This is a genomic window from Cellulophaga sp. RHA19, assembly GCF_002813425.1.
In the GTDB taxonomy this organism is placed as follows: Bacteria; Bacteroidota; Bacteroidia; order Flavobacteriales; family Flavobacteriaceae; genus Cellulophaga.
In genome coordinates, this window is record NZ_PHUL01000001.1 from 3,252,723 (window position 1) to 3,267,095 (window position 14,373).

General features: G+C 31.4%; 10 protein-coding genes. 6 read left to right on the forward strand and 4 right to left on the reverse strand.

Going from position 1 to position 14,373, the window contains the following annotated elements; genetic code table 11:
* Positions 1–5: 5 nt before the first annotated feature.
* Complete coding sequence (locus tag AX016_RS14325) at positions 6–2,702, forward strand: putative LPS assembly protein LptD (protein ID WP_100896263.1); 2,697 nt, start codon at positions 6–8, stop codon at positions 2,700–2,702.
* Between the two features lie 45 nt (positions 2,703–2,747).
* A complete protein-coding gene (locus AX016_RS14330) occupies positions 2,748–3,128 on the forward strand; it encodes a RidA family protein (protein ID WP_100896264.1) in 381 nt (126 codons plus the stop codon).
* An 84-nt stretch (positions 3,129–3,212) separates the two neighbouring features.
* Here the strand turns inward: AX016_RS14330 and AX016_RS14335 are convergent, their stop codons facing one another.
* The 4 genes from AX016_RS14335 to AX016_RS14350 form a co-directional block, all read right to left on the reverse strand.
* Positions 3,213–4,064 carry an N-acetylglucosamine kinase gene (locus tag AX016_RS14335; RefSeq protein WP_100896265.1) on the reverse strand — a complete coding sequence of 284 codons (852 nt, stop codon included), beginning with the start codon at positions 4,062–4,064 and terminating at the stop codon, positions 3,213–3,215.
* A gap of 86 nt (positions 4,065–4,150) precedes the next feature.
* Positions 4,151–5,152, reverse strand: coding sequence for a type I glyceraldehyde-3-phosphate dehydrogenase (gap, locus tag AX016_RS14340; protein WP_100896266.1), 1,002 nt, complete (start codon positions 5,150–5,152; stop codon positions 4,151–4,153).
* Positions 5,153–5,173: 21 nt separating this feature from the next.
* Positions 5,174–6,160 (reverse strand): 6-phosphofructokinase, encoded by a 987-nt coding sequence (gene pfkA / locus AX016_RS14345; protein WP_100896267.1) that lies wholly within the window; start codon positions 6,158–6,160, stop codon positions 5,174–5,176.
* Between the two features lie 206 nt (positions 6,161–6,366).
* Positions 6,367–10,692, reverse strand: coding sequence for a translocation/assembly module TamB domain-containing protein (locus tag AX016_RS14350; RefSeq protein ID WP_232732635.1), 4,326 nt, complete (start codon positions 10,690–10,692; stop codon positions 6,367–6,369).
* Positions 10,693–10,831: 139 nt separating this feature from the next.
* On the opposite strand from AX016_RS14350, the gene tsaD reads away from it, so the two are divergent.
* Genes tsaD through AX016_RS14370 form a run of 4 tightly spaced genes read left to right on the forward strand, consistent with a single transcriptional unit; the run spans position 10,832 to position 14,370 of the window.
* On the forward strand, positions 10,832–11,860 hold the full coding sequence (gene tsaD, locus AX016_RS14355; RefSeq protein ID WP_100896269.1) for a tRNA (adenosine(37)-N6)-threonylcarbamoyltransferase complex transferase subunit TsaD: 1,029 nt from the start codon (positions 10,832–10,834) through the stop codon (positions 11,858–11,860).
* Positions 11,861–11,890: 30 nt separating this feature from the next.
* Positions 11,891–12,598, forward strand: coding sequence for a 16S rRNA (uracil(1498)-N(3))-methyltransferase (locus AX016_RS14360; protein ID WP_100896270.1), 708 nt, complete (start codon positions 11,891–11,893; stop codon positions 12,596–12,598).
* A 26-nt stretch (positions 12,599–12,624) separates the two neighbouring features.
* On the forward strand, positions 12,625–13,275 hold the full coding sequence (locus tag AX016_RS14365) for a DUF4159 domain-containing protein (protein WP_100896271.1): 651 nt from the start codon (positions 12,625–12,627) through the stop codon (positions 13,273–13,275).
* A 6-nt stretch (positions 13,276–13,281) separates the two neighbouring features.
* On the forward strand, positions 13,282–14,370 hold the full coding sequence (locus tag AX016_RS14370) for an AI-2E family transporter (protein WP_100896272.1): 1,089 nt from the start codon (positions 13,282–13,284) through the stop codon (positions 14,368–14,370).
* Positions 14,371–14,373 lie beyond the last annotated feature (3 nt).

Here is a 14,373-nt window from a genome sequence, read left to right on the forward strand (position 1 = left end):
TAGCCTTGCAATCAAATAAACATCGTTTACTTTTTTCTTTACTCCTGTTTTTAGGGGTTTTAAGCCTATCTGCACAAGAGGATAAGGTTATCCCATTAACAATAAAGAAACAAAAAGATACTATAGTAGCACCTTTGATCCCTGTGGATATTTTAGGAGCAACCGTTAAACAAGATAGTACTATACAAGACTCTACAAAAGCAAAAGCTCCATTACTGGCAGACATTGTAAAGAGAAAAGCTGAAGGTTATATGCGTTATGACCGTAAAGAGCAAAAAATTTACTTGTATGACAAAGCTGAGCTTTATTACCAAGATACGGAATTAAAAGCCGGAATTATAATAATGGACCTTGCTAAAAACGAAGTCTACGCAGGTAGAATTAAAGATTCTACTGGTGTATACTCTCAATTACCAGATTTTAAACAAGGTAGCCAAGTTGTAAAACCAGATTCTATTAGGTTTAATTTTGATACACAAAAAGCGCTTATTTGGAACTCTAGAACAGAACAGCAAGCTGGTTTAGGTAGTATTGGTAGTGATGCTATGAAGGTGTACGCCGAAAAAACTAAAAAAGAGAACGACTCTGTTTACTTTATGAGTAGAGCCAAGATTACTACATCTAATGACACTATAAATCCAGATTACTATATTCTTGTACGTAAAGGTAAATTTGTACCTGGCAAAAAAATGATTGCCGGCTATAGTAATATGTTTATTGCAGATGTACCTACACCTATTGCGTTACCTTTTGCTTATTTTCCTATGACAACTGGTAACACTGCTGGTTTAATTTTCCCTACTTTTGGTAGTGATCCAAATCGTGGTTACTTTTTACAAAATGGTGGTTATTATTTTCCTATTAATGACCACGTAGACCTTACATTACAAGGTGACTTTTACACCAATGGTAGCTATGGATTTAGGGGGCAGTCTGTTTACACAAAACGTTATAAATACAAGGGTAATGTTAATATTAGGTATGAAAACCAGATTAACAGCCAAAAAGGGTTTGAAGATTATTCTATTGCAAGAAACTACAACATACAAATATCTCATACACAAGACCCTAAAAACAACCCTAATTCTAGATTATCTGCCAGTGTAAACTTAGGTAGTAGTGATTATTACAGAAGTTCGTTAAACCAATATAACGTACCCAACACACAAAATAATAACTTATCATCATCTGTATCGTACTCAAAAACATTTCCAGCATACCCTTCTGTAAATATGAGTTTAACAGCTACACATAACCAGAACACAAATACAGACGTTATAAACCTTACGCTGCCAACAATGCAGGCTAGTATGGAGCGTATTTTTCCGTTTGCAAAAAGAGATGGTTTAAAAAAGGGAATTATACAGAATATAAATTTTCAGTATGATGTAAATGCCCAAAACCAAATAACAACAGTAGATTCTCTTTTCTTTAAGTCTGAAATGTTTGATGACGCACGTGTGGGTGCTAGACACAGAATTCCAATTAGCACCAACTTTAAAGTATTTAAACAATTAAGTGTTAGTCTTGGTGGTTCTTATGAAGATATATGGACGCTAGAAACATACAACAAATCTTACGATGCTACTACAGAAGAGGTTGTTTCTGAAAAAATAAATGGTTTTGACCGTTACAACAAATATAGCTTTAGCGCTAGTTTAGGAACAACTATTTATGGTACTTGGACTTTTGCTGAGGATAATAATATACAAGCAATAAGACATACTATGAGGCCTTCTATTGGCTATAGCTATTCTCCGTCTTTTGAAAAAACGTACGACGAGTATATGAATGCCGACGGTGAATACATACAATATAGTAGATTTGAGGGCACGTTAAACGGTGCTCCTGGACTTACGCAGAGTAGCGCTCTTAGTTTTTCATTACAAAACACATTAGAAGCAAAAGTAAAAGACAAAGACTCTACTGCTACAGAGCCTAAAAAAATATCGTTATTAAGTAGTTTTAATATTTCTACTAACTATAACTTTCAGGCAGACTCACTACGTTTAAGTCCGTTTAGAGTAAATGGTGGTACTACTATTTTAAATAAAAAAATGTCTATTAACTTCTCTGCAAACCTAGATCCTTATGCAATAGACAACAAAGGAACAAGAATTAACACTCTTAACGTTAATAATGGCGGTAGCTTATTTAGACTAACAACTGCAAGAGCCAATGTTGGATACTCTATAAGCAGTAAAATGTTTGACAAAGATAAGGATGAGAAAGAAGACGAAGAAGATGATGACTCTTATGTAGCAGCCAGTGGTGGTAGAACAGATGATTTATTTGGTACTGCAGACAACTTTAACACTGGTAAACCAGGAAATCCCGACGATGATGATGATGAAGTAAAAGAAAACCCACCATACAAAAATGCTATTCCTTGGGATTTTAGACTTGCTTATGCCGTAAGTTACAGTAACCCTAATAGGCAAGATGAAATTAGTAACCACTCTTTGATGTTTTCTGGAAACATAGATTTAACACCTAGATGGAAAGTTGGCGTTTCTTCCGGTTACGATTTTAAAAATCAAGGTTTTTCTTTAACTCAATTACGTTTTGAGAGAGATTTAAAGAGTTTTAGACTTAACTTTAACTGGACACCTTTTGGTACGTATGAAAGATGGTATTTCTTTATAGGAATTAAGAGTAGCATACTTAAAGACCTTAAATGGGAACAAAGAAGTCAGAGATAAAATACTATTTATCTTTTTAAAATAATTAAAAAACACTTAATTAAGATGAAAAAAATTATCACAACAACAAATGCACCTGCTCCAATTGGTCCTTACAACCAAGCAGTATTAACTGGTAATACATTATATATATCCGGACAAATACCTATTAACCCTAAAACAAGAGATTTAGTAGAAGGAGATATTAAAGCAGAAACAAAACAGAGTATGGAAAACTTAAAAGCTATACTTACAGAAGCTGGTATGACGTTTGAAAACGTTGTAAAATCTTGCATATTTGTTAATGATATGCATCAGTTTGCAGAAATTAATGAGGTTTATGGTTCTTATTTTAATGCAGATACTGCACCAGCAAGAGAAACTGTAGAAGTAGCTAATTTACCTAAGTTTGTAAATGTAGAAATTTCTATGATTGCTGTACAATAACATCAAACTACAAGAAGCATAAAAAAAGCGCAATCCATAACAGATTGCGCTTTTTCAGTTTATGTGTTATTGTAAACTTATGTATTAAATTGTGCTTTTATGAAAATCTACCAAACCTTCTATTGGTCTTCTTCTTATAACACCTAAAATAAGATCGTTTCTTTCTATCACTTTAGCCAACTCATCTCTTAAAAAATAAGAAATACTACCTACAAAATTCACAGGAACTTTAGTAGCTAAGTCAAACTGCATTACATTATTATTTATAAACTGCTGCAAACCTTTATTAATAACACCTTTACAATAAGGATGATCTTTATTCTCTATTATAAACTTAGCAAAGGTTGCTAAATATGTATTAGGATTAGGCTGCTTGTATAAGTTTTCCTTAATAAGATCTGCTTCTAAATCATATTCAGATGCAAATTTGTCTGCCAAATCTTTAGGTATTTTATGAAAATAATAGTCTCTTAATAATTTTCTACCAAAGAAATTACCACTACCATCATCCATTAAAATATAGCCAAGAGATGTTACTTTTTGATGTACATTTTCACCATCATAATAACTACAATTAGAGCCCGTACCTAAAATACAAACAATACCAGGATCACCTAATTTAGTAGTAGCGTGTATTGCAGCATAAGTATCTTCTTTTACTTGAGCTTCTGCATTAGGAAAAAAGGTTTTAAAAATATCTTTTAAAAACAAACGCATACGTTCTGTACCACAACCAGCACCATAAAAAAACAATTTAGTGACTTGTTCTTTGTTTTTAGATAATTCAAAATTATTTGCCAGTCTGTCTTCAATAACCTCTCTAGTTAAAACTTCTGGGCTTAAACCTAATGTTTGCGTCACAAATAATTGTTCACCTTTTTCATCCAAGGCAATCCAATCTGACTTAGTAGCACCGCTATCTACAATTAATATCATACGTTATTACTTAAAATTAATGTATCCTGAAAAAAAGTAAATTTTCACCAATTTTCAGGATACTATATCACAATTATAAAATAGGTTTATAAACTAGCTACGTGCTGAGCTAAATCTACTAACTTATTAGAATAACCAGCTTCATTATCATACCAAGAAATAATTTTGAAGAAAGTTGAGCTTAACTCAATTCCTGCTCCAGCATCAAAAACACTAGTTTGTGCTTCTCCTACAAAATCTTGAGAAACCACATCTTCTTCAGTATATCCTAAAACACCTGCTAATTCTCCTTCAGAAGCAGCTTTAAATACCTTTTTAATTTCTTCATAAGAAGTCTCTTTTTTAACTCTTACAGTTAAATCTACTACAGAAACATCTGGCGTAGGAACTCTAAAAGCCATACCAGTTAATTTTCCATTTAATTCCGGAATAACCTTACCTACCGCTTTTGCTGCACCTGTAGAAGAAGGAATAATATTTGCCATTGCAGATCTACCTAATCTATAATTTTTTCTAGATGGAGAATCTACAACAAACTGAGTAGAAGTACTTGCGTGGATAGTAGTCATTAAAGCTTCTTCTATACCAAAATTATCATTTAAAACTTTGGCTACAGGAGCTAAACAGTTTGTAGTACAAGATGCATTAGATACAATTAAGTCTGATGCTTTTGCTTCTTTATGGTTTACACCCATTACAAACATTGGCGCATCTGCAGAAGGTGCAGAAATAACCACTTTTTTAGCACCACCATCAATATGCAATTGTGCTTTTTCTAAAGTTGTAAAAATACCAGTACACTCAGCTACAACTTCTGCACCAGCTGCATCCCACTTAATGTTTTTAGGCTCACGCTCAGCTGTAATACGTACAACTTTACCGTTTACTACTAAATTACCATCATTTACTTCAACAGTACCATCAAACTTTCCGTGAACAGAATCATACTTTAAAAGGTATGCTAAATGTTCTACATCTAATAAGTCATTAATTGCAACAACATCTACGTCTCCTCTTTTTATTGTTGTTCTGAAAACCAACCTACCTATTCTTCCAAATCCGTTGATTCCTATTTTTAAATTTGACATTTTCTTACTTTTTGTTATTAATTATGTTGACATTATGTCTGAAACTCTAATGAGTTCTTTATCTATTTTTGTGTGTCCTTTTATAGCTTGTTCTATTGGTGTAAGTATAATTTTATTATCCTGTATACCTACCATTAGATTGCTTTGACCTTCTAACAAAGCTTCTACCGCTTTAACTCCCATTCTACTCGCTAATACACGATCAAAACAAGAAGGAGAACCACCACGCTGCATATGACCTAGAACAGATACACGTACATCGTAAATTGGTAAATGTTCCTCTACATACTCCTTAAGTTCAAAAACATTTTTACCTGTTTTATCTCCTTCAGCAACAATTACTATACTAGAAGATTTACCAGATTTTTTACTACGTTTTAAAGATTCTAACAAACGATCTAAACCTAAATTTTCTTCAGGAATTAGTATTTCCTCTGCTCCTGCTCCTACACCCGCATTTAATGCAATGTGTCCCACATCTCTACCCATTACTTCTACAAAGAAAAGTCGGTTATGAGAACTAGCAGTATCTCTAATCTTATCTATTACATCTACAACTGTATTTAAAGCCGTATCAAAACCTAAAGTGTAGGTAGTACCAAAAATATCATTATCTATGGTACCCGGAATACCCATTACTGGGAAGTTGTATTCTTTATTAAAAATCATTGCTCCGGTAAAGCTACCATCACCACCAATTACAACAAAAGCATCTATATTATTTGCTATTAAATTATCATAAGCTTGCTTACGACCTTCTTCTGTTCTAAAAGAATCTGAACGTGCAGACTTTAATATAGTACCTCCTTTATTGATAATATTGTTTACACTACGAGCATCCATTGGTTTAAAGTCACCTTCAACCATACCTTCATACCCTCTATAAACACCTACACATTCTACTTTTAAATAAGCACATGTACGAACTACAGATCTTATTGCTGCATTCATTCCTGGAGAATCTCCTCCAGAAGTAAAGACTGCTATTTTTTTAATTTTTGAAGCCATTTATTAATTTATAGTAGTAAAGCTAGGAAACTTATTTTAATAAATTAGTGGTATTAACCCTAAATTTTGACGCAGCTAAAACTTCAAACGTTTTCGTTAATAAGTTTTATCAAAAGCTCTTAAAAATGTGTGATTTTAAATTGAAAAAAAGGAAGAAATTGAAGAAAAAAGATATTTCCCTTGCTACTTTTCAAGTATGTGTAATTTTAGTTTTGAGGCATTTTTTTATTTTCCTCTACTTTTAGCTCTTCTTCTTTACGTGCTTTTTTAGGAAAAATTTTAGTCATCAACTCTTTAAATGTATCAAAATCTACTTGATAACTTAAACCAACTCCTTGTGTGTACCCTTGACGTTCTGCTAAAAATTGCTGAATCTCGTTTTCTCTATTAAATACTTTAGCACTAAGTGTACCTTTATCATTTAAAATAATTTGCACTTCCATATCACCAGCAACAACAGACTCGCCTACACCACCTACAGGAACACCAAACTTACCATTAAATAATATACGCTCTCCTAACTTTGTAGATACAGTAACACCTACTCTATTTTCTGTTTGTATGGCATTAGGGTTTAAGTTTCCTTGCTCGTAAACTATACCTAAATCTAAATTTTCTCCGTTACTTTTAAAAACAGAATTTAATAACCCAGATGCTGTTTGAGTTAAATTACCACTTAACGCTGTTGCATTTAAACCACTTTCTTCATTTACAAATGTACCTTGCATTAATAAGTAAAATGCATTGTTTTGCTCAAAATTATGGTCTAATAGTCTATATTCTAATTCGGATTTTACTATTGAACTAGTACTTGGAAACTCTATATTAAAATCTACTTCAGTTTTTTCTAACGGCCCTACCAAACTAACAACAACATCTACAGGTATACGGTTTGTATAGTTAGAGTTATCTAATAAAGGTGCTGGGTTAGCATCTAAAGAATAAATTGCGCGCATATTAACCTCTGCGTTTAAAGGTGAGCCATCCCAAATAATTGTACCTCCAGGCTCCACAGTGAATTTACGATTTATTATACCTCCGTATTTATAATTATACTCACCTGTAGCTACAGCAAATTCGCCATACATATTAAATTTATCGTTGGTATTAATCTCCATTAATATAGTACCACCACCAGTACCTTTTAAGGAGCTTTTTGTACTAGGATCTATTACTATTTCTACTTCAGCCTCTGGCGTAACATCCAAGTCAAACATAAGTTCTAGGCCTTCATACTTTTGCAACTCTCTATTTTTTTCTTCTTCTGTTTTTTTAGTGACAAAATTTATAAAACTATAATCGCCAACTGCTGCAACATCACTTAAAGGTATTTTTAAAGAAGTTCCCTTAGCTGTAGCTCCTATAACGTCTATATTTAATGCCTTGGTAGAACCGTAAATTCTACCTGTACCATTTAAATATCCTGTACCGTAATACAAACTCTCTTCTGTATAGTCTGTATTTAATATTAGAAAACGATTGTTGTTTGTATTTACTTTTAAATCTAAATCCCAAGCTGCAAAATCTTTATGACCAATAGTACCATCTAAAGTTGCGCTTGTATTTTTAACTACATCAGTTAGTTGTATGTTTTCAAAGTCAAAAGTTTGCTTGTATAGATTTACTACAGAATTTTTTCCAAAGCTATAATCTACATTTAAGTACTCTATACCCAAACCTGCATTATTTAGTAGTAATTTACCATTAATATCTGGGTTACTTAAACGCTCTGTAATTTTAGCTTTACCACTTATAGAGCCTCTAATATTAGATATTATACCTTCTCCTAAGTTAGAAAAAGGTTCCATTAAAAAATCTGCAAATTCTACGTCTAAGTCTGCTGTAGGTATATTATTATTGTTATTAATTTTACCCATTACAATTAACCTATCTTCTCCCTTGTTACGCAAGTGTGTTTCTACATCAAAAGAAGTTAAATCATCATTACCAACAATTTCTACACCCAAATTACCTAGTCTAATATCATTAACGGTAAAATCTGTCATTGTTAAATTACTAGAAGGCAAATACTTGCCTTCTTCTTGGTAAATATTTAAAGAACCGTTTACCTCCCCTTTAAGATCTATATTTTTTAAAGCAGGAGTTATTTTATGTAAAGACACATCATTAAATTCTAACAATAAATCTTTATAAGTAGAATCTATCACCTTACCACTTAAACGTATTTGCTCATTAGCATTGTTATTAAATACAATTTCTTTAATATCTATACTATCTAATGTTCTATTAACAATTACTTTGTTTTTCTTATCTCTATTTTTATTGACAACCCACTCATTTCCCTTTAGTAAAATAGAAGAACGTTTAAGACCTATTACAGATCTATTGTCTTTATTAAATGTGTGATAAAAGTTTAAAAAATAGTTATCATCATACCCACGACCACCTGCAAATTCTGTTCTAAAAAACAGTGTATCTTTTAACTTGGTATTTATCAGTTTAAAATCTTTAACATCATAAAAATTAGTTGATGCATCATTTACTGATATAAAAGTATTGAAAAGCGGATTTTTATTATCAATCTTTACATTAATACTGTCTAGTTTGTTACCAAAAGCTTCAATTTTTGGCGACTTAAATGTAAGTTTAAAATCACCCTCATCTGCAACTACTTTACCCCTAATAAATGTATTGGAACCAAACTTTACTTCAGGAAAAAATACGTCTACAATTTTATTATAAATATTAAATTTAAAGTCTACTTTTTGCCCTTTGGATATCTCAAACGGTCTATAATTGGTATAAATACTACCAATAGAGTTTTGTATAAGCTTATCTAACTCATTTACTTTAAAATTACCTTCTAAATAACCAGTTATAATGTCTGGAGAATTAATGGTTATTTTACGCAGAGAGTCGGTCTCAAAATTAGAAGTAACTTCAAAATCTTCAAAATAATAGGTATCGTTTTTATTTTGATAACTAGTTTCTCTAAACTTTATAGCTCCAACAATATTATCTAGTGTATTACCTGTAATATCCATATTAATATTACCCTTAAAAACAGAAACGCTATCATTAATAAAATTTAAAGCCTTAAAATTAGCGTGGTCTACAGAAGCTATAAAATCAAATGTATTATTAGCTGATGAAAAATCTGCTAAACCTTTAAAATTTAGTTTTAAATTAGGATCGTTACTAATTAAAGCGCCATCAAAAAACTGTTCTTTTAACGTACCAGAAACTACTTTTATATTTTTGTAGGTGTATTTGTTAAAATAAATACTATAAACCTCTCCAGTTATTTCTGTGTTCATAGTTTCTGCAACAAAACCTTTACCATCTACATTAATATCTACTGTTGCTTTACCAACTGTATTGTTATCTAAAAACTTACCTAAATCAAAATCTATAAGTGATATAAACCCGTGGTAGTTTGCATTATCTATATTATTAATATTGGTAAGTTCTACATCAGAATAACTACTACCTATAGCTGTGTTTATATTTACTTTAGCTTTTACTAAAGTTTCTGTAATAGAGGTTGTTCCCCTAACCGTAAACTGACCAAATTTTGCAAATGAAGATGGTAACACATTACCAAGTATGTTTGGCAACAGAGAACGTAACTCATAATAACTAGTAGTTACACTTTTCATATCTGCATCTATAACATATGGCTTGCTTAAAGTAAATAGGTTTTTAAAGTTAAAATCTCCTCTAACACCTGTATTATCAGAAAAAAGCATTAATCTTTTTGTAGTAAGATCGTTTAAAACACCACTAACATTTGTAGACAAACTAACTTTTTTACCACTACCAAACTGGTTGTAAAGCATATTTATATCATCTAAAGCAACTTCAGAATCTGTAAAATTGGCATCTATTTGTACTTTATTTATAAAATCTTTAAAGTCTTTACGGTCATAATTAAAAACTAAATTCCCTTTTAAGTCAGACTCCTTTGTTTTTATCTGCAACGCATCAAACCTCATTTGTGTTCTAGAGTATTTAAATGCTGTGGTTAGGTTTTCAACCTTTGGTCCTCTTCTACTTGTAAACGTAAGTGTGTTAATTTGTGTAGACACATCTGGACCTAGAATTAAAAAATCTGTTGCACCTATATTTAAATTTTTAAAATCTAACTGCTTTGGCTTTTCTAAATTCTCATTAATTAATTGAAATCTACTATTACCAATATTTACATTACCAGAAACCATTTTAAAAGGTTTAGCTCCTTTGGCTCTAGGTTTTTTATTATCTAACTTATCTATAAAAATCTCTAAATTAGAGGCGCTTTGTCCCTTGTATGTTTTTAATTTTAAATGAAGGTTATCTACGTCTATATCTCCAAACTCTAACTGCCCTTTAATTAAATTATTAATATCTAGAATAGATGTTGTTAAATCTCCAATGTAAAAAAGAGTATCTTTTTGTTCATCTGCCGCATAAATTCCTTTTGCAGATGTATTCCAAGTAATTAAATTAACCTTAAGCTTGTCTATATTTAAATTAGTGCCATATTCTTTATTAATATTATTTGTGGCATAATTAGCTAAACGAGTTTGCACAGATGACAACGAGAAAATAAAGGTCGCTAAAAGACAAAGCAGTAATAAAACCAACAATATTCTTAGTAGTATTTTAAATAATTTTTTGATAGCCCTTTATGTTTTACCTTTGTTACTTCAATATTTATTCCAAAAATACGTGGAAAAAAACAATATCTATATACTTGCAATAGAATCTTCTTGTGACGATACGTCTGCTGCCGTTTTACACAATAGTAAAATGCTTAGCAATGTGGTTGCTACGCAAAAGATTCATGAAGAATACGGTGGTGTTGTTCCCGAGCTAGCCTCTAGAGCACACCAACAAAATATTGTACCTGTGGTGCACCAAGCCTTAGCTAAGGCAAATATCAACAAAAAAGACTTATCTGCAATAGCTTTTACAAGAGGACCAGGATTAATGGGATCTTTGCTTGTAGGCACCTCTTTTGCTAAATCTTTAGCTCTTGGTTTAGACATACCTTTAATAGAGGTAAACCATATGCAGGCACATATTTTGGCCCATTTTATTGATAATGAAACAGGTAAAAAGCCAGAATTCCCTTTTATAGGGATGACAATTAGCGGCGGACACACACAAATTGTGTTGGTTAAAAGCTATTTTGATATGGAAATTCTAGGTCAAACTCTAGATGATGCCGTTGGTGAAGCTTTTGACAAAAGTGCTAAAATTTTGGGTTTACCTTACCCTGGCGGGCCATTAATAGACAAATATGCACAGTTAGGTAATCCAAAAGCATTTCCTTTTCCTAAATCTAAAGTAGGTGAATTAAATTTTAGTTTTAGCGGTTTTAAAACAAGTGTACTCTATTTTATACAAAGAGAAACACAAAAAAACCCTAATTTTATTGCAGAAAATTTAAATGATATTTGTGCATCTATACAGTATACAATAATTAATGTGTTGCTAACAAAGCTAAAAAAAGCAGTTACACAAACTGGTGTTAAGCAAATTGCAATTGGCGGTGGCGTGTCTGCAAATTCTGGTATTAGAAAAGTGTTACAAGAAGCAGAACAAAAACATGGTTGGAAAACCTTTATACCACCTTTTCAATTCTGTACAGACAATGCTGCAATGATTGGTATAGTTGGTTATTTAAAGTACAAGGAAGAATTATTTTCTACACAAGAAATAACAGCAAAAGCACGTTACGTAATTAACGAATAAATAAAAACAGTAACCTAATTAATATATTTTATGCAATTATTTTATAACAGCACTTTAGATAACAGTATTTCTCAATTTGTTTTTTCTCCGGAAGAAAGCAAACATATTGTAAAAGTGCTACGTAAGGTAGAAGGAGATGAATTGTACATTACAAATGGTAAAGGCTATTTATTTACTGCTAAAATAATGGTTGCTGATATTAAAAAATGTAAAGCACAAATTACATCTAAAGAAAAAAAACACAGGCCAATGCATTGGATGCATATAGCTGTTGCTCCTACTAAAATGAATGATAGGTTTGAGTGGTTTTTAGAAAAAGCAACTGAAATTGGTGTAGATGAAATTACGCCTATTATTTGTGACCACTCTGAACGTAAAGTTTTAAAGTTAGAACGTATGGAGAAAGTTTTACAATCTGCAATGAAACAGTCTTTACAAACCTATTTACCAAAATTAAATGCTCCTGTTCCTTTTTCTGAATTTGTAAAAAAAGAACATAAAGATTTGCTGTTTATTGCCCACTGTGAAGAAGAAGAAAAGGCAGAACTAAAAAGAAGAGTAGCTGCAGATAAAGATGTTACCGTATTAATTGGTCCAGAAGGAGATTTCTCTGAGTCTGAAATTACACAAGCTTATGAAAATGGTTTTGTTCCTGTATCTTTAGGTAAAAACAGATTACGTACAGAAACAGCCGCTATAGTTGCTTGTACTACTGTTGCAATGATAAACAACGGATAAATTACTTTTTAAATAACCATAATTTTATGAAAAAAATAGCAACTCTATGTTTGTTTCTTTTACTAGCTTTTATGACAAAGTTACAAGCCCAAGAAATTGCTATTCTAAAATATAATGGTGGCGGAGATTGGTACGCTAACCCTACTGCTCTACCCAATTTAATTGCATTTTGTAATAAAGAGATAGCAACCAAAATAAATTCTAAACCACAAACTGTAGAGGTGGGTAATATTGGTATTTTTCAATATCCTTTTTTACATATGACAGGGCACGGAAACGTTGTTTTTTCTAATGAAGAAGCAGAAAACTTAAAAACCTACTTACTATCTGGTGGGTTTTTACATATAGATGATAACTACGGTATGGAACCGTATATTAGAAAAGAAATAGCTAAATTATTTCCTAATAAAAAGCTTGAAGAGTTAGGCGCAAATCACCCTATTTTTAATCAGAAATTTAAATTTAAAGATGGTTTACCTAAAATACACGAACATAACGGAAAAAGACCACAAGCTTTTGGCATAACTCACAATAATAGACTTATATTGCTATTTACTTTAGAGAGCGATTTAGGTGATGGATGGGAAGACCCAGAAGTACATAACGATGGTCCTAAAGTACGAGAAAAAGCACTGCAAATGGGTGCTAATATTATAAAATACGTTTTTAATAACTAAGTATAAATGAAAGCAAAAACAATAGCAGATGGTATTTTACGTGCATTGGGCATTATAGTAGGTATACTATTACTTTGCTTTTTTTTATATAAAATTAGTTCTGTTTTAGTCTATATATCTATTGCTGCCGTAGCTTCTTTAATTGGCAGACCTATTGTTTTATTTTTGCGCGATAAATTAAAGTTTAACAACACCTTAGCCGTTATTATTACAATGTTGTTTTTAATAGGTATTGTTGGTGGTATAATTGCACTTTTTATTCCGCTTATTATTCAGCAAGGACATAATTTAGCGTTATTAGATATTAACCAACTACAAGGAAACATACAAGATTTATATACAGAGATTGTAAATTACTTTGGTGTAAGCACTAGCGAGCTTGAAGAAAACGTAAAGTCATCAAACTTTTTAACAAGTCTAGATTTTGCTTTTATTCCAGATTTTCTAAACTCTCTTATAGGTGTACTTGGCAGTTTAAGTATTGGTCTGTTTTCTGTTTTATTTATCACTTTTTTCTTTTTAAAAGATCGTAAATTATTTAGTGACGGACTATTAATGTTAACGCCTCAAAACAAAGAAGGAAGATTTAAAAAATCTATGGATACCATAAGTAGTCTACTATCTAGATATTTTGTTGGATTGGTTTTTCAGATACTAATATTATTTGTTATTTATACCATTGTTTTACTAGTTGTAGGTATAGAAAATGCCATTGTAATAGCATTTTTATGCGCTTTATTAAACTTAATACCATATGTAGGACCCATTATTGGTGGCGCTTTAATGGTTACACTTACAATGTCTAGCAACTTAGGCGAAAGCTTTAGCGATGTTATTTTACCAAAAACAGGCTATGTAATGATTGGTTTTATTATTGGGCAGTTAGTAGATAATTTCTTTTCGCAACCTTTTATATTTTCAAGTAGTGTAAAATCTCATCCATTAGAAATTTTTCTAGTTATAATTATTGGTGGTTTACTTTTTGGTATCACTGGGATGATTATTGCTGTACCTGGTTACACTGCAATTAAAGTAATTTTAAAAGAATTTTTTGCAGAAAACAAGATTGTAAAATCTATGACAAAAAATTTATAGTTT